The organism is Streptomyces sp. NPDC053474 (assembly GCF_044544845.1).
In the GTDB taxonomy this organism is placed as follows: Bacteria; Actinomycetota; Actinomycetes; order Streptomycetales; family Streptomycetaceae; genus Streptomyces.
Genome location: NZ_JBITXV010000012.1, coordinates 282,980 through 299,894 on the forward strand (window position 1 = coordinate 282,980; position 16,915 = coordinate 299,894).

Consider the following 16,915-nt stretch of genomic DNA (forward strand, 5'->3'; position numbering starts at 1 on the left):
TGATCGGGGAAGGCCCATCGGCCGCGCGCCCGCCGGACAGCGCCACCGTTCGGTGCGGCGCTATTCGGTCCCGATGGCCATGAGGACCGGGGTGCGTGCGGCGCGGCGGGCCGGCCACAGGGAGGCCAGCAGGCCCGCGCATGCGGCCAGGGCCAGCAGGGCTGCCAGGCGTAGGGCTGGCACGTTGTGGTGGTAGCCGGGGAGGTGTTGTGCGATCAGTTCGCCGGCGGTCCAGCCCAGGAGGATGCCCAGGGCAGCGCCGAGCACGCCGCCGAACACGGCGATGACGAGGGATTCGGCGCGGATCATGCCGCGCACTCCTGCTCGGGTGAGACCGATCACCCGCAGCATGCCGAGCTCACGCTGCCGTTCGGCGACGGACAGCGCCAGAGTGTTGATGATCCCCAGGAAAGCCACGGCAAGGGACAGCGCGAGCAGCGCGTAGAGGAGGTTCAGCATGCGGTTGGTGCTGTCTGCGGCTGCTCGGGCCAAGTCGTCGCTGCTGTCGATGTGCAGAGCGGGGCTGTCACCGAGCGCGTGGGTGAGGGTGCGCCGCAGTGCGGGGCCGGGATGGTCGCGGGTGGTGAGGAAGACCTTTTCGACGGTGCCGGTGGTGGGCGGCAGGGTGGCGGCGTCGATGAGGATGCCGGTCAGCAGGGTGTTGGGCTCGTAGATGCCCGTCACCGTCAGCTGGAGGGGCTGTCTTCCGGGCAGCGTGGTGCGCAGTCGGCTCCCTGGTCGCCAGCCGTAGGCGCGGGCGTCGTCGGTGGTCACCAGGACGTTGCGGCCGCCGAAGCGGTCGGCGGATCCGTTGGTGAGGTGCAGGCGCAGCATGCCGCGCACGGCGGTGGCGGGCAGCGCCAGGGCGCTCTGCGGGGTCTGGTCGATGGTCAGTTCCGCTGCCCGCATCGCTGCGGCGGCGGTGACGTCGGGGCTGGCGGCCAGGCGTCGTTCGACCGTGTGGGACAGAGGACCGAGGTCTTGCATGGAGACGACGTAGTCGGCCTTGAGTACGTGCGCGCTCTGGGCGTTGGACGCGGCGAGGCCGCCTGCCGCGATCATGGTGAGGGTGGTCACGAGGCTGACGCCGATGACCAGGGAGGCGGCCGCGGCGGCGGTGCGGCGCGGGCTGCGGGCGCTGTTGCGCGTCGCGAGCCGTGCGCTGATCCCGCTCCTGGCCAGCAGCGGGCGGGCCAGGGCGAGCGCCGGTCGGACCAGCGTCGGCAGAAGGGCCAGGAGGCCGCCGGCCGTCAGGACGGCACCCAGCGCCAGGACCGGCGCGCCGTCCTGGAGGTGGGTGGTTCGGGTGCCGGCCAGCAGCACGGCCGCGCCGCCGCTGGCCAGGAGGAGGCCGACGGCCACGCGCCGCCTGCCCGCGCGCTTGTGTGCCGGGGCGTGGGCGGCCCGCAGGGCAGCCAGCGGCGCGATCCTGGCTGCCCGCCGCGCGGGCAGCCAGGCGGCGACCAGCGTGGTCGCCACTCCGGCCAACAGCGGAAGGAGCAGCGCGTAGGCGGGCAGGCTCAGCGCCCCGCCCAAGGGAAGCGGGCCGCTCTTGCCCAGGCCGTCAGCGAGGGGCCGCAGGCCCTGGGCGACCCCGATGCCGGCCGCGACGCCCGCCAGGGAGGCGACGAGGGCGACCAGGAATGCCTCGGCCAGCACCAGGCGGGTGACCTGGCGGCGCGTGGCGCCGACCGCCCGCAGCAGGCCGATCTCCCGCGTCCGTTGGGCGACGAGCATGCTGAAGGTGTTCGTGATCAGGAAGCAGGAGATGAACAGCGCGACGGCGGCGAAGGACAGCAGCGTGGCGCGCAGTCCGGCGACCGCGCTCTCGCCGGCCAGCGTCTGGTCGTGGGCGAGGAGGGACGCCGTCAGGGCGCGTGTGCCCGGGAGCGTCTTCTCGACGGCCTGCTGCAGCCGCTCGGCCGTAACACCGGGCGCGGCCGTCACCTGGAGTTCGCTGAAGTGGCCGCGGCCGGTGAAGTGCTGCTGTGCCGTCGCGGTGTCGAACAGCACCAGGCTGCCGCCCCCGGTGACGGCCGGTTCGGCCTGGGTGGTGAAGACGCCGCTGATGCGGGCGGTGAGACCGGGCCCGTCCACCGAGATCCGGGCGGTGCCCCCCGGCCGGTAGCCGCACCGCGCGGCGCTGGCCGCATCGATAGCGATCTCGCCGCTCTTGGCGGGCGGGCGGCCGCGGGTGAAGCGGTAGCGCGGATCCGTCTTCCCGGCCGGTGCGTTGTAGTTGCTTCCCTGAGTGGGGCCGCCGCGGCCGGCGGAACGGCCGTCCGGGCATCCGAGCGCGGTATAGCCGGAGGCGACGGCAAGGACGCGGCTCGTCTCGCGAAGGCCTTCCACTCGCTGTACATCGGCCGCGGGTAAGGACGCGGGCCGCCTGTCGGTGGCCGTGGCGGTGCTGCTGTCATCGGGGCGGATCACCACGTCGGTGTGGGCGAACGTCTGCCGGTAGGCCCCGGTGAGCGTGTCGGAGACCGTGGCGGTGAACAGCAAGATCCCGGTGAGGAAGGCGACGCCGACCGTGACGGCCAGCGCGGTCAGCGCCACGCGGGAGGTGTGGGCGCGTGCGTTGCGCCACGCGGTACGAAACATGAGCGGAGTCCTGATGCGGCAACGGCGGCCTCGATGGCCGCCTCGGCGAAGGGGGGCCAGAGAGTCAGCGTGGGCGCCGGGGGTCGAGAGCCTTCATCCAGTCCAGCACGGCTTCGGCGGTGGACTGCTCCAGCTCGTCCCCGATCCGCCCGTCGGCGAAGAAGACCACGCGGTCCGCGAAGGCGGCGGCGGAGGGGCATGGGTCACCATGGATGCCGCGCTCCCGGCTCATACGAACCCCCCTGCGGATGGACGACAGTTCCACGTCGACGATCCTTGCGAGGCCGGCCGGCTCCGCGGATCGACCAGATGACCGAGGGCTGCCGGGCGGGATGTGCGGGCGTCTCGGTCAAACGGTGGAGGCAGACCAGCGGTGAGCGGGCGTAGCGTGAGCCGCCATGACCGCCTTCCCGGCCCGCGCCGTCCTCGCCTCCTGGGCTCCCGCCCGTCGTGGCCTGGCCCTCGGCGTCGCCGCACTCGCCCTGGCAGCGATCACCGCCGAGGCGCTGGACACCGGCTTTGCGCCCACGACGGCCGCCACCATCGCCGTCGGCCTGCTGTGCCTGGCCGCGCTGCTGGCGCCGCCCGAGTATCTGGCGCGTACGGGGTGGAGTGCGGTCACAGCCTCCGTGGGCCTGTCCCTGCTCACCGCCCAGCTGCCGCACCGCCCGGAGCACACCCCCGGGATGGCGGAGATGGGCATGCTGCTGCTGCTCGTTGCCCGCGCGGTGCGCCATGAGCCCCTGGGGCGGATGATCCCGCTCGCCGCGGCCGCCTGGCTCGCCGTCCCGCTGGTGCTGCTGCGCCTGCCCGGTACCGAGCACGTCACGGCGGCCAAGTACGGCGTGCCTCTCCTGGTCCTCGCCCTCCCCGTGGTGGTCGTTCTCGGCCTGTACCTGCGCCTGATCGACGCCACGCGGGAGCGGGAGAAGAACGCCCGCCTCAACGCCCAGCGCCTGGAGTACGCCCGCGAACTGCACGACTTCGTCGGCCACCACGTCACCGCCATCACCGCCCAGGTCAAAGCCGTGCGCTTCACCACAGCCGCCGGACACCCGCCCACCCCCCAGGCCCTGGACGAGGCGCTGGCGCACATCGAGGACGCCGCCGTACAGGCCACCGACTCCATGCGGGCCATGGTCGGCCTACTGCGCCAGCCGGACCGCTCAGCCCCCCTGCACGCCCCCCAGGACCTGCACAGCCTGCACGACCTGGCCGACTCCCTGCGCGCCTCGGGCCCCGACGTCTGCCTCACCCTCGATCCCCGCCTGCTGGCGGCGCCCCCGGCGGACCACATCGCATCCGCCGTCCACGCCCTCGTCCGGGAGGCGCTGACCAACATCCGCAAGCACGCCGCGCACACCGACCGTGTGGCTATCGACGTGCGCCGGTCGGCCGCCGACCCCGGCCTGCTCACCGTGTGCGTCACCGACAACGCCCCTGCGGCCGCTGCCGACACCTCCTCGCAGCAGGGCCGGACCGGCTTCGGCCTCACCGGGCTGCGCGAGCGCGTCCACGCCCTGGGCGGTGATCTGACGGCGGCACCGGGGCCGGCCGGCGGCTGGCAGGTCGCTGCCCGCATCCCCCTGACGCGTACCGGGCACGGGTACCCGTCCTGACGCCTGGCACGATGGGCGCCATGATCCGTATCCTCCTCGCCGACGACCAGGCCACCGTGCGTGCCGCGTACCGGATGATCCTCGACTCGCAGCCGGATATGGAAGTCGTCGCCGAAGCGGCGGACGGCACGGCAGCCGTGGCCCAGGCCCGCCGACTGCGCCCCGATGTCTGCCTGCTCGACATCCGCATGCCCGGCATGGACGGTCTCGAAGCCGCCCGCCTCCTGGCCGGCCCGGGGGCCGAACAGCCGCTCAAGGTGGTCATGGCCACCACCTTCGACCTCGACGAGTACGTCTACAGCGCCCTGCACAACGGGGCGTGCGGCTTCGTCCTCAAGGACTGCTCACCGGCCCTGCTCATCGAAGCCGTCCGCGCAGCCGCCGCAGGTGACTGCCTCATCTCGCCCTCCATCACCCTCCGCCTTCTCCAGCACATGGCTCACGCATCGCCTGCACCGCACCAGAGGCAACCGGCAGCCCCCCTGCGCCCGTTCGGCGAGCCGCTCACCCCCCGCGAGCAGGACGTCATCGCCATGGTCGCCAAGGGCCTGACCAACGAGGAAGTCGCCGCGGCCCTCTACGTCACCCTGTCCACCGTCAAGACGCACCTCGGCAACATCCAGCGCAAACTCGGCGCCCGCAACCGCGTCGAGATCGCCGCCCTCGCCTGGCAACACGGCATGACCTGAGACCCCCGCACGAGCAGGCCACCGCATGACAGCGGCCGTTGCCTCGGACACCACAGGCGGACGAGGCCGGGTGCTCCAGACGGGGGCACAGCTCGCCACAGGCAGGGGCGGGGATGATTTCACGCTCGGCACGGCCGAGCGGGGCCGCGTCCCGGACCGAAGAAGCGGTCCGTGCGGCTGAGGGGACAGCGCGGAACCGGGAGCGCAGCGAGGTTCCCGGCCGCGGCCGCCCCGCCACCCCTCCGCTTTAGTTACAGTCAAAGGGTGTAACTAAATGCCGGATGGCGCTAGGGTGCGCGGCGGAAGGAGGGCGAGATGACTGCCGAACACGCCCCTCACCGGGGCACCCGGCGCCGCAACCCCGCCACCGCACCGCCCGGCAGGAGCAGCGGACGTCCGCGCGACCCGGCGATCGAGGAAGCGATCCTGCTGGCCGCCCGCAACCGTCTGGCCAGCGACGGCTACTCGGCGATGACGATCGGCGACATCATCGCGGACGCCGGTGTCACCCGCCCCACCCTCTACCGGCGTTGGTCGAACAAGTACGAGCTGGCCCTCGACGCACTCCGGCACGCCCTGCGCAGGCGGCGCGAGGCGCATCCGTCGCTGCCGACGGACCGCCTCCCGCCGCGCGAGGCCTTCACCGAGGCCGTGCGCCGCCTCGGCCTGCGCCAGTGCGACAGCTGCATGATGCCCCTGCACGGCAGCTTCATGGGCGCGGCCGAACGCGAGCCCGGCCTTCTGCGGCAGCTGCGCGAGCACGGCGCACAGCCCTGCCGCGAAGAGCTCCTCATGACGCTCGTCAGGCTCCAGCAGCGCGGCGCCGTACGCACGGACAGCGACCTCGAAACAGTCGTCCGCCTGTGCTTCGGCAGCTACTTCGCCGACTACCTGCGCACCGGCCGCGCCACCCCCGCCGACCACGCCCAGCGGGTCGCCGCCGCCCTATGGCCGACGATCGCCACCAGCCGCTCCCGCTGACCGGCAAGCCGGCCGCCCGGCGCGACGAGGCAGCAGCACCCTCGCGCCGGAATGTCCCGGCCGACCCCGGCGCCGAGCTCGTCGGGCCGAGCAGCTGCCGGGACCCGGCTGGATCACGCCCGCCCCCGGCAGCCACCACTTCCCCGAGGTACGCGGCGGCGCCTCATCGCGCTCTCGTCACACCCAGCGGCGCGAAGACGGCGCCGGATACCGCCACCCGGCACGGCGCAGCTACTGGCCGCCCTTCTCCTCAACCCACGGGCGACCGGTTCAAGCCTTGTACAGAGGGAGGGCGCCCGGGAGATGGGCAAGACCATACTGGGCCAGGGCCGTCGGACACTCCCTCGGCCGTGTCCGCTTTCACGAGGCAGGTGGCGCCTGTGCGCTGTTGTCTGCCCGCAGGACGGGCCACAGGAGAGCGACGGTGCGGTCGGCGAGGTCGCCGGGGGTGTCCCGGCCCGTGAGTAGATAGTCACCGAAGTAGCTGCCGAGGCAGAGGGTGACGGCGGCGTCGAGGTCGGCGCCCTGGCGGACAGCCCCGATGTCCTGGAGGTGGCGCAGGGTCTCCAGGAGTTCGTCACAGCGCGGCTTTGTGGCGTGCTCGCGGATCAAGGTGAACAGGTCGGGTTCGCGTTCGACTTCGGCCATGAAGTTGCCGTGCAGGGACATGGCGCGCGGATTGCTGTAGCGGGGGTCGACCCGGCGGACCGCCTCAGTGAACGCCTCGACCGGGGTCATGGCATCCAGAGCGAGGGGCTGGTAGGCCTCGCGTTGTTTGCGCAGGCCGTAGAGGAGGGCATCCACGGTGAGTTCGTACTTGCCGGGCCAGCGGCGGTAGAGCGTGGGGCGGGTGACGCCGGCGTCCGCGACGATGTCACCGATCGTCATGCGCGAGTAGCCATCGGCGGCCAGGCGCGCGCGGGTGGCCTTGAGGATTGCCTCCTCGATCGCGGGGTCGCGGGGCCTGCCCCCGGGGTGCGGTGCGGCCTGCTGCTCGGTCGTTGCCTCGTCCGCCCGGGCGCGCCCCCGCGGGCGGCGCGTGCGGCTGACGGCCGTCTCGTTCCTGCTGCTCACAGCGGTTCCTCCTTGTCGGGTTCACAGTAGTAGGCCTCCAGGATCTGAGGCACTCCAAGTTCAGTTACGTAAGTTACCTGTAACGTTATCTATGCTGCATGATCCTTCACGGTTGAGCCACACGACCGGCAGGAAGGGCCTCACTCGCGGCAAGGATGAGGACGGATCCTCGATCCGCCCTCGGCCAGGACGAGTCCCCGCCGAGCCGCGAGCCAAGCGGCACCAACATCACGCGGCCCCGGCGATGCGCACCGAGTGCCCGGCCCGCGGTTCCAGCGGTGCGGGCTCCGCGAGGCGGCGAGGGCGAGTTGGGGGCGGCTACCGGTGGCAGGCGGCGGAGCTTCGTATTGCCGGTCCGCGTTGCGTGGTGGCGGGCGCGGCCCGGCGCCCCGGGCGATCCCGGGGTGGCGGCGCCGGAAAGCAGTGCCGGCCGGACCGTCGGGCCAGCATGAGGTGGCCGACCCTGCTGCGGTCCGCAGCAGGTGCCCACCTCATCCTGGAGGCGCCTGCGGACCAGGGTCTCGGGCACAGCGGGCACTCGGCGGGCCTGCAGGGGGGCGTTCCGCCCGTCGCCCCGCAACCGCCTCAGGGGCGGGAGCCATGACCCGCTCGCACTCGCGCACTAATTAAGTTACAGTCATTCACTGTAACGGTTGGCCTTCACGGGCCTGCCACTGATGACTTCTATGCTGGAGGACGATCATGGCAAGTGCTTACGAACCCGGTCGCGTTGGGCTGCTGCTCGTTGACCTCGTCAACGAGAACTTCTCGAAGGACGGCAAGGGCTATCCCATCTACGCGCCGGAATACGAGCGCCTGGGCACGATCGACAGCCTGAAGAAGCTCATCGCCGGGGTGCGGCAGCACAAGGACGTTCCCGTCTTCTACTCGACGACCGCCTTCACCGATGAGGACTACTCGACCTGGCGGCACGTCTCCGGGATCCATCGGCAGATGTTCGACAAGCGGATGTTCGAGGCCGAAACCTGGAGCACCGAGTTCCACGAGGAGTTGGCCCCCCAGCCGGGTGAGGTGGTCCTCGCACCGCACAAGGGCCTCGACGTTCTGCAGCACACCGACCTCGAATTCCAGCTGCGGCAGCGCAACGTCGACTATCTGGCGATCGCCGGGGTCTCCGGGATCATGGCCGTGGAGTCGACGGCCCGCACCGCGATGGAGCGCGGCTTCCACGTCACGGCGTTCACCGACGCGATAGCCGCTCCCGGCGGTCTGGTCACGTACCAGGCGATGATGCGCGGCCTGACCATGGTCTCCCACAACGTGACCGGCGTTGACGACTTCCTGGCCTCACTCGACAAGCTGACGGCGTAACACCTTCACCACCGATCCAGCGAAGAGAGCAGCGGGGCATGCAGCGGGCACGAACGCGGTGGACGCACGTATACGACCGGTTCCTGGCCTCCGATCCCGGCCTGATCCGGCTGCGGTCCGCGCTCAGCACGGTCGGCGCGGTAGGGCTGACGCTCGGCGCCCTCGCGGCGCTGGATGCCCCGGTGCCGATCCTGGTGACGGGCGCCCTCACGGCGATGGTCAGCACGGCCGCGGTCACCGAACCCCGGCCGCGCGACCAGGCGCTGACCCTCGCGTCGGGGGTGCCGGTCGCGCTGGCGGTCGTGGCGGTGGGCAGTGCGCTGGCACCGCACCGGGTGGTGGCGGACGTGGTGTTCGTGCTGCTGATCTTCGCTGCCCTCTACATCCGGCGGCTTGGCCCGCGCGCGACCACGCTGGGTGTCTTCGCCTTCCAGCTCTTCTTCGTGACCCAGTTCGTCAACACCCGCGTGGAGCAGTTGCCGCAGCTGTTCCTGGCCGTGCTGGTGGCCTTCGCCAGCTCTGCGCTGGTCAGGTTCGCCGTCCTGCGCTCGTCGCCCGGGCGGACGCTGGCACGGCTGCAGCGGGCCTTTGGGCTGCGTCTGGGGCTGGTGCTGGACGCGCTGATCGACGTGTCCGAGGGCGGACCGCAGGCGTCGCACGGCGAGCGGGCGGTCAGCACCTTGCGCCGGTCCACGGCCCGTCTGCACACAGGCGCGTTGATGGTCCAGAACCAGCTGGCAGCCGGCACGCCCGACGAACGCACCGCCTCCGCGATCCAGCGCCGCGTAGCGGAAGCGGAGACAGCCGTGGAGCGACTGGCCGTCCTCGTGCTGCGGGTCCTGCGGCCCGGTACGGACATCGATACCCTGAGCGGGCACCGGACGCAGGCCCGCCTCGCCGGATCCGCCGTCAACACCCTTGATGCGGCGACGCTGCCCGTACTGGTCTCGGAACTGCGCGCGCTGCGCACGGCCATCGGCACCGGCCCGCAGCGGCCGACGGGCACCGATCCCGCCGCGGTGCACAACCGGCTGCTCGGCTACCGCGGTGACAAGCAACTGCCCGACGCATCCCCGGCGATGCAGGACGTCTTCCGCTCTGCCGGGGACCTCACCCGCGCCCTGATCGGGCTGCGCCTGGCCGCCGACGGGCCAACCCCGGCGGTCCGGGACACCCCCGAGACGGCACGGTCGCGCGAGGAGTCCACTGCCAAGGACGCCGGCCCGGCCAATGCCGGCCTGGCGGAGAAGGCCGTCCCGCAGCAGCCGGTCCCCCGCGTCCGCCCCACCACCAGGACCGCGCTCCAGGTCGCGACCGGATCGGCGTTGGCCGTCGTCGGCGGTGAACTGATCTCGCCGCAGCGCTGGTACTGGGCGGTATTCACGTGCTGGGTGGTGTTCATCAGCACCGGCTCCACCGGCGAGATCCTGGTCAGGGGATACCGGCGCCTGACCGGCACGGTAGCGGGTGTCGCCGCTGGGCTCGCCCTTGCCGCCCTGATCGGCGACGCCCCCTGGCTGGCCTTCACCCTGGCGGGCCTCAGCGTGTTCGGGATGTACTACACGCTCGCGGTGTCCTACACGCTGATGTCCTTCTTCGTCACCACGATGATCGGCATGCTCTACACGCTGCTCCACACCCTCAACCCGGGCGTGCTGGTGGTGCGGATCGAAGAGACCGCGCTGGGCATCGCGTGCGGACTGATCGCCGCCCTGCTCGTACTGCCAGTGCGCACCCGGGAACGCACGGACCAGTTGCTGCACGACGCGCTGGAGCGGCTGCGCGCGGTGCTCTCCCAGTCATTGGCCCGGCTGGGCGGTGAGTCCGGCGGGGACCTGCTGGATCCGGCCCGCGCGCTGGATGCGGCCCTGGAGAGCCTGCGCCTTTCTGCGCAACCACTGATCACCCCGATCACCCCGTTGCGGTCCCGGCGGCGCACCGCGCTCTGCGTGCTGGGGCTGCTGGAGACGGCGGCTTTCCACGCCCGCAGTCTGGCGGCCACCGTCGAACTGGTCCCGGCCGGCCTCCGCATCGGCGCCGAGCCGAGCCTCGTGAACGAAGCCCACCGGATCGACCGCAACCTCGCGGCCCTGATCAGCCAGGTAGCCCTCCGAGGCAAGGACGGCACCACGCTCGTGCGCGGCCCCGGGATTCCCACCCAGCCAGCAGTGAGCGAGGGTGAGGCGCGGGCCGAGCACATCAACGCGACGCGAAGGGTCCTGCGGCACCTTCAACGTGTCGACGAAAGCATCCAGGGCCTCGCTCGCACGCTCCACCTGCACGTCCGTGATGACTCCTGACGTCGGCCGCGTGTCCGCCACTCCTGGTACGCCCTCAATGAGGATCTAGGGATACGGCGTTGCCTGCCGATCAACTGGACCAAGCCGGAAGGCTCCCCGCACCGCACACAGGCCACAGGCCACAGACAGGTAACGCTTCTCACCGACACCTGAGACACTTCGGCGCTCAGCCTCGCTGAGACAGTCGAGGCGCTGAGACACCTGAGCTGTTCACAAGCGCGACGCGTACGGAGTGCGGGCGCCGCCAGAGGGCTTCAGGAACCACTGCTGTCGGCCCGATCGGCCCCTGCCCGGCGACCGGGCAGATCATGCCGCCGGCCCAGATAGCTGATCATTCCGAGCGAGAAGCCGGTCTCCTCGGCGAGCTCGCGGCAGGTGCGTCCAGCGGCCCGTTGGTCGCGGAGCCAGTCGAGATCGATCCGGCGCCAGCGGGTCGCTTTGCCCGCGCGGCTCATGCCGTACTCGCGGACCAGGACCTTGATGGCCTCCTCGTTCACACCGACATGCTTCGCGATCCACTTGAGCGAGCGGTACTCCTCGAGGTGGAAGCGGGCGAACGTGTCCCTGGGGAGCGCGGCGCGAGCCCGGCGAATGGTCGCCCCTCTCTCCCACATCGCGGATCTCTTGGAGGGCGCCGGCTGCTCCTGCAGGACGAAGCGGACAGCGTCGTGGCTGACGCCCAGGCGGCGGGCTGCCCCGGCTGTCGTCAGGGATTCCTCCCTAACGAGGCGTCCCGGCAGAGTTGTCTCCAGGCGCCCCAGGGCAGCAGGTCGCGGTAGTCGACCGCGCGGCGGCGGTGGTAGTCGACCGGTGATCCCTCCTGGTCGAGGTAGTCCGCCAGCGCGGACAGGGCGAGGCTGACAGCCCTCCAGTGCCCCTGCTTCGTGAGCCGGTGCGCCATGTGGGGGCCGAGCCGGTCTTCTGCCGGGGATCGAAGGAGGCGGGTCGCTGTGGTGAAGTCTCCCGTGCCGCCGATGAGCAGGAGGTAGCACGACAGGGCCGGGCGGATGGTGCGCGACAGGGCCCCGCTCGAAGGGCTCAGCCGCGCGGACCATGCCGGCCAGAGCTGCGTCGGGATCCTGCGAGCCCGCTGAGCGGTCCGGGCGGCTGCCGCAGAGCCGGGCCTGCGAGGCAACCGGTCCGCGGTGCGGTAGCGCAGTTGATCACTGTGACTGAGGCGAGGGGCCAGCGTCGCAAGGTGGACCGCGTCGAAGACCGGGCTGGTGTGGCGCCACCGGTGTGCGACCTTGAGCGGGATGACGCCGTCGGCGTCGCTGATCAGGTGGCGAAGGGCGGCTCCGGCCGTGTGCGCATTGTCGTGCCCGAGGATGTGCAGGGCCGCGCTGACGGCAAGGGCGGCGGTCGCGGCCCGCTGCGGGGCCAGACGTCCCGGACGGGTCTCCTCAACAGGATCAAAGGAGCGTCGCTTCTCCGGGAAGGGCTGCTGGTGCAGGGACCAGATCTCCGGCGGGACGAAGCCCGCCAGCCGATCGGGGGCACGACGCAGGAGTATCGACGCCAAGGCGCGAAGGTCACCGAACAGCGCGAGACTGGGCTGGGGCCTGGTCTGGTAGACGCCAAAGTCGGCCTGCTGGGACGAGATTGCCGTGTCGATGAGCCATTGGGCCGCAGACGCAGAGCCTTCCGTGTCCAGCCGGAGAGCGGCGACCTCCTCGAACGGCTGGCCGCAGCGAGCCGACGGAGCCTGCTTCTGCGACGGGCTGTGGCAGCGCCCCGGAACGAGCGGGTGCCGGGTCGTCGCCGGGAAGTGCCTCGGCGGACGGCGGCAGCGAGGACAGGTATCGACCAGCAGCAGATGGTGGTCGAGACAGGCGAAGGACCAGCCGAGTCTCCAACTCAACAGCCAACGGCCGCCGGTGTTGGCCAGGCAGGCCGGGCAGAATCGGGAACCGCGGGCCCGCCCCCAGACATGCCGGGCCGCGACCCGGCGCCACCGTGGATCGATCACGTGGACCCGCCGGTCGTAGCGGGCCAGGGTCATGGCGTGTACCTCCTCCGGGGGGATACCGGCGGACCACGCGGCTGTCGCCGCCTGATCCTCATCGAGGAGGGTGACGAGGCGGCCCAGGATGCCCGAGGTCACCGGCCTGGACGGGCCGCTCGGCAGCAGGCCCATCGAGGACAGGACGTCGCCGGTGGTGGTGCCCAGCCGGTGGGCGATCGCCTCCCACCAGGAATCGAGCGCCTCGCCCGGGTACGGGGCCAGGCGGATCGGCAGGGTCCGCGCGTGCGTCACGGGTGAAGCGCCTTCCGACCGGTCCGTCTAGATCGCTGGCCCTTCAGAAGATTGCGTACGTCGTCCTGGGCCAGGTGGGCCGCCTGGTCGATCTTGACCCGGCTGAGGAGGTCCTTGTCGAGGTGCTCGGCGCCGGTGCGCACAGCTCGCTGGCAGCCGCGGTTGATGAGGGTCATCAGCGAGCCGATGTGGCCGCTGGAGCGGATGAAGAGGTAGTCGAACAGGTCGTCGGCGAGCATGCCCCGGTACTTCTCCCCGAGCACCAGGCGCTTCTCCAGGGCCAGCAGCAGCTGCCGCCACTCGGCGCGGCCCTGGTCGCTCTTGAGCTCGAAGGACCGCATGTCCAGGCGGGTCGTGCGCCGGCCGGTCTGGGCCAGGACCGCGTTGTCGTAGGTCTCGCCCTCGGAGAACAGGCCACGCGCCGCCAGGCCGACGCCGACGAACAGCAAGGTGACCGGAAACTCGTTCGCGATGTACTTGAAGTGGTTGCTCACCTCGACACCGCCGGCCGCCCTCCACCGAAGGAAGTGCAGGTCGTCGACGATCAAGAGCTTCACATCACAGGAGAGCACGCAGTCGAGGACGCGCTGGGCGAACTCCGCGGTGGTGCCGGTGGTGCGGCCGGGGTGGCCGAAGAATTCCAGCATCGCCCGGTTGAAGTCCTTCATCCCGGTGTTGCCGGTCAGGCCCACCCGGCAGACCGGGAGCCGTTCGTGCCCGCCGGCCGTGAACGCACCGCCCTCGGTGATCTCCCGGCGGTGGAAGTCCCGGGCGAAGGCCAGCACCGCAGTCGTTTTGCCCAGCCCCGGAAAGGCGTCCACCGCAACGGCGCCCTTGGCCTTGTCGCCGTCCTGCTGATTACTGTCGACGATGTCCCACAAGTCCTCGTGCAACTCGGCCAGCTGCGGGGTGCGCAACGGGCCAAGGTTCGCGTGCCACACTCGCCGGGCCCGGTCGTACTCGGCCCGCGCCCGCTCCCCCAGCGCGACGTAGTCGCTGCGCGGCAGCAATTCGGGCTGGACTCGCGGCGCCGCGTCCGCGAACGCCGCCCAGCCCTCCTTGCGCGACAGCGTCAGCGCGTCCAGGCGGTGAGCGTCTCCCGGCGTCCAGGTGCTCTCGCTGTTCACGCGTCCTCCAGGGCATCGGTGTAGAAGTCGCTGTCGTCTTCCAGCTCGGCCAGCTCAGCGTCATCAGCCACGTCGTCGTCCCCCGCCCCGAGCGCGGCCTCCGCCGCGCGGTGCGGCCCTACCGCATCGGGGAGTTCCATCAGGCGCCTCACGCTCGGCAGCGTGGCGACGCTCTCCCCGGCCTCGGGCAGATCCAGGGCCGCCTGTTCCCGGGCGAGGCGCAGCGCCATCCGGCGTTCGACCCGAGTGGTGCCCAGACCGAGATTCCACCGCTCGAACAGGTCCCGGACCGCGGCCCTGTCGTCCGGGAACCGGTCCCGGGCTGCGGCCAGGCGGCGCGCGAACTGCAGCGCCTCCTCGCTCACCGGCATGTCCCGGCCCGGCGCGTGCTCCCAGGCCAGTGCGTGCCACCGGCGGCTCTTGGGATCACGGAAATAGACCGTGCTGATGTCGTCCGGGTTCACCGCGATCGGCCACTTGCCGTCCCGCTCACCGCTGAGCATGCCGCGGTAGGGATCCAGGGCCGGGCCGTTGTAGCGGCGGGCGTCCAAGTCGATGCCGTAGTGCTGGATCTTCCGCCGCTGAACCCGCAGGAACTCAAACGCCAGGTCCGGATCCCGCGGCACCTCGATATAGCCTGCCCTGTTCAGCCCGTGCTCGAACATCGCCGCCGGCGACATCCGCAACCCCGGCACCCCCGGGTCAACCAGACCCGTGTGCGGCCTCACGTGATACACGCAGGCCACCCACTCACGGATGATCGCCTCGAGTTCGTGGAGGAAGAAGAACGCCTCCCCCTCCGGGCGTTCGCCACGCGAGTGCAGATCGGGCCCCTTGTAACCGGGGAGGCCCTGCAGCAGATCCTCGCGCAGGGTCAGAAAGAATCTCTCCAGCGGACCCTTGTCCCGGCCCGTCCGCAGCCTGGCCGGCTGCACCGAGATCCCCAACCGGCGGCAGACGCTGGTCAGATGCTCCGAGACGAACACCTTGCCGTGGTCGACCAGCACCGTCTCCGCAACCAGCGCGGGCGACGCCGCCGAGCGCATCGGCCCCTCCAGTGCCGTGGCGTCAATCAGCACCGACCTCGGTATGCCGTGCTCGGGCCAGAGGGCGTGCACCGGCCAGTCCGCTCCCGCAGGCCGGGGACGGAACGCCTGGTAGAGAGCGACGCTGGCATCGACGGCCTTCGTCGACACCGGGGTGATCCTGATCCCGCAGACGCAGCGGGTGTACCAGTCCATGGCGATGGTCAGCTCCGCCTGCAGCCACTGCAGCGTGACCGGGTCCAGAGCGAACACATCCAGGCGGTTGGTGTCCATCAGCAGGTACTCGCCCGGCCGGGTCGGCCGCAGCTTCCCGTAGACCCCGCCGGGCCGGGCGGCGATGTCCCGGTTCCGTTTCGTACTCAGCCGGAACGTCGGATGACGCCGCTCCAGGTCCTCCAGGAGGCGGTAGGCCGTCGCCCGGCTGGGCAGATCCTCCTCCTCGAACCCCCGGGCCAGCAGCCGGGCCCGGGTCCGCTCGATGACCATCTTGCGCGACGGCTTGGACTGGGACTGGCCCGTGTGCTCGACCATCACCTCCAGCGCCGTCTGTGACCACACCTCCGCGTTCCGGTGCCCCGAACGCGGCCCGCTGCGAGCCGGCACCAGTCCCGCCTCACCGTCCCGGCGGAACGCCGACACCCACCGCTTGACCGTCCGCGCGGCCACCCCCAGTTCGGCCGCCTTCGCCGCGTACCGGCTCACCATCGGCTCGCCCGCCCGGTAGGGGGCACGGGGCTCGCCCACGGCCGCCAGCTCCTCGCTGCCGCTGCGGAACCCGGTGAGCACCTCCTTCACGTGCGCGGCCCGCTCCAGCACCCGCTCGCGCGCAGCGGTATCCAGCTGGTCCAGCACCACCGCGGCCACGTCCTGCGGGGCATCGGAGGCCGGTCCGGGCCCGTCCGGAATGATCCGGGCACGGTCCGAAAGCAGCAGTTCCTTGACGGCCAGCCGCAGCAGCCGTCCCCGCCCGTCCTTGAGAACCACCTCGCCGCCGGCCTGTGTGCCGGCGAGCTCCACCACCTCCACGACCTCGCCGTCGTAGGAGAAGCGGGTCCCCACTCCCACGCGCACTGCGGCCCGGCTCACGACACGCCCCTCAGCACGCTGCGGGCGCTGAGCGGAACGCTCAGGTCGGTCAACCACTGCTGCTTCCACAGCAGATACAGCACCGCGGCCCGCACCAGCGGCGCCGGACGACCGGGCAGACAGGCGAACGCCTCCCCCAGTGTGTCCCCGTACGCGACCCGGTCGCGTACGTCATCGAGGACGGCCCGGTCAAAGAGCCGCTCTGGCGGTGGCTCCTCGTCCACCGCCTCTTCGTGTTCCTCCTCAAGCAGGTCCCCGCCGAACAGCCAGTCACGGCGGTAGCCCGCCAGGAACCGGACATTGACCAGCTCCGCCTCCGGCGGCTCGCTCCATACCTCGTAGCGCCACCCGCGGGACTCGACCGCCTCCCGGGCCCAGGCGAAGGTAAACGCGTGCTCCGGCCTGGCCGCACGGTGCCGCGGCTTGACGTCCACCACCATCGGGCCCGCCGTGGTGGCCATCAGGTAGTCCGGAATGTGCCGGCGCAACGCGCCATCCACTTCGGCCCGCAGCAAGAAGGGCTGCGCCACGATCGCCGTCACGTCCCGGTCGAAGTCGGCGTAGAGCAGCCGTGCCAGCTCCAGCCGCGACTCGTAGATCACGTGATCCGACTGCGTACTCGACCAGTGCGAACCCGAGTAGTGCTTCTGCCCCATGTACCAGCGGAACGTCCGCCACGGCTCAGCCGCGTACAGCATCTCCAACGGCACCGACTCCCAGCCGAGGCCCTCCCGCACCTCGCACTCGGCGAGCCGAACGCACGCCTCTACATCCACCATCCGCCCCCAGTGCCTGTGCAA

13 protein-coding genes are annotated in these 16,915 nt (G+C 71.3%); 5 read left to right on the top strand and 8 right to left on the bottom strand.

The annotated features are described in order from the left end of the window. Window positions 1-60: 60 nt before the first annotated feature. Together ACIG3E_RS28230 and ACIG3E_RS28235 are read right to left on the bottom strand one after the other, a co-directional pair. Window positions 61-2,604, bottom strand: a complete 2,544-nt coding sequence (locus ACIG3E_RS28230; RefSeq protein ID WP_399622089.1) for an ABC transporter permease — start codon at window positions 2,602-2,604, stop codon at window positions 61-63. Between the two features lie 64 nt (window positions 2,605-2,668). Continuing rightward, window positions 2,669-2,869: a hypothetical protein gene (locus ACIG3E_RS28235; protein WP_399622092.1), complete on the bottom strand. Its 201-nt coding sequence runs from the start codon at window positions 2,867-2,869 to the stop codon at window positions 2,669-2,671. Between the two features lie 133 nt (window positions 2,870-3,002). Between ACIG3E_RS28235 and ACIG3E_RS28240 the strand changes: the two genes are divergently transcribed. The 3 genes from ACIG3E_RS28240 to ACIG3E_RS28250 all read left to right on the top strand — a co-directional run bounded on the left by ACIG3E_RS28240 (window position 3,003) and on the right by ACIG3E_RS28250 (window position 5,893). Continuing rightward, window positions 3,003-4,223, top strand: coding sequence for a sensor histidine kinase (locus ACIG3E_RS28240; RefSeq protein ID WP_399622095.1), 1,221 nt, complete (start codon window positions 3,003-3,005; stop codon window positions 4,221-4,223). Window positions 4,224-4,234: 11 nt separating this feature from the next. Further along, window positions 4,235-4,912, top strand: coding sequence for a response regulator (locus ACIG3E_RS28245; protein WP_399622097.1), 678 nt, complete (start codon window positions 4,235-4,237; stop codon window positions 4,910-4,912). 315 nt (window positions 4,913-5,227) lie between these two features. Beyond that, window positions 5,228-5,893, top strand: a complete 666-nt coding sequence (locus ACIG3E_RS28250; protein WP_399622100.1) for a TetR/AcrR family transcriptional regulator — start codon at window positions 5,228-5,230, stop codon at window positions 5,891-5,893. A 360-nt stretch (window positions 5,894-6,253) separates the two neighbouring features. On the opposite strand, the gene ACIG3E_RS28255 is transcribed toward ACIG3E_RS28250, so the two are convergent. Then, window positions 6,254-6,967, bottom strand: a complete 714-nt coding sequence (locus ACIG3E_RS28255) for a TetR/AcrR family transcriptional regulator (RefSeq protein WP_399622103.1) — start codon at window positions 6,965-6,967, stop codon at window positions 6,254-6,256. A gap of 702 nt (window positions 6,968-7,669) precedes the next feature. Between ACIG3E_RS28255 and ACIG3E_RS28260 the strand changes: the two genes are divergently transcribed. Further along, entirely contained in the window at window positions 7,670-8,299 is a 630-nt protein-coding gene (locus ACIG3E_RS28260) for a cysteine hydrolase family protein (protein WP_399622106.1), read from the top strand. Between the two features lie 38 nt (window positions 8,300-8,337). After that, the gene (locus tag ACIG3E_RS28265) at window positions 8,338-10,599 is read left to right on the top strand and encodes an FUSC family protein (protein ID WP_399622109.1); all 2,262 of its coding nucleotides are present in this window, start codon (window positions 8,338-8,340) and stop codon (window positions 10,597-10,599) included. Between the two features lie 254 nt (window positions 10,600-10,853). On the opposite strand, the gene ACIG3E_RS28270 is transcribed toward ACIG3E_RS28265, so the two are convergent. From ACIG3E_RS28270 to ACIG3E_RS28290, 5 genes are all read right to left on the bottom strand, one after another. Then, entirely contained in the window at window positions 10,854-11,213 is a 360-nt protein-coding gene (locus ACIG3E_RS28270) for a hypothetical protein (protein ID WP_399622111.1), read from the bottom strand. A gap of 92 nt (window positions 11,214-11,305) precedes the next feature. Next, the gene (locus tag ACIG3E_RS28275; protein WP_399622114.1) at window positions 11,306-12,856 is read right to left on the bottom strand and encodes a TniQ family protein; all 1,551 of its coding nucleotides are present in this window, start codon (window positions 12,854-12,856) and stop codon (window positions 11,306-11,308) included. Further along, the gene (locus ACIG3E_RS28280; RefSeq protein WP_399622116.1) at window positions 12,853-13,983 is read right to left on the bottom strand and encodes an AAA family ATPase; all 1,131 of its coding nucleotides are present in this window, start codon (window positions 13,981-13,983) and stop codon (window positions 12,853-12,855) included. The genes ACIG3E_RS28275 and ACIG3E_RS28280 overlap by 4 nt, the downstream gene beginning before the upstream one ends. Further along, window positions 13,980-16,115, bottom strand: a complete 2,136-nt coding sequence (locus ACIG3E_RS28285) for a Mu transposase C-terminal domain-containing protein (RefSeq protein ID WP_399622119.1) — start codon at window positions 16,113-16,115, stop codon at window positions 13,980-13,982. The genes ACIG3E_RS28280 and ACIG3E_RS28285 overlap by 4 nt, the downstream gene beginning before the upstream one ends. Continuing rightward, window positions 16,112-16,894 (bottom strand): TnsA-like heteromeric transposase endonuclease subunit, encoded by a 783-nt coding sequence (locus ACIG3E_RS28290; protein ID WP_399622122.1) that lies wholly within the window; start codon window positions 16,892-16,894, stop codon window positions 16,112-16,114. Before ACIG3E_RS28290 ends, ACIG3E_RS28285 begins: the two co-directional genes overlap by 4 nt. Window positions 16,895-16,915 lie beyond the last annotated feature (21 nt).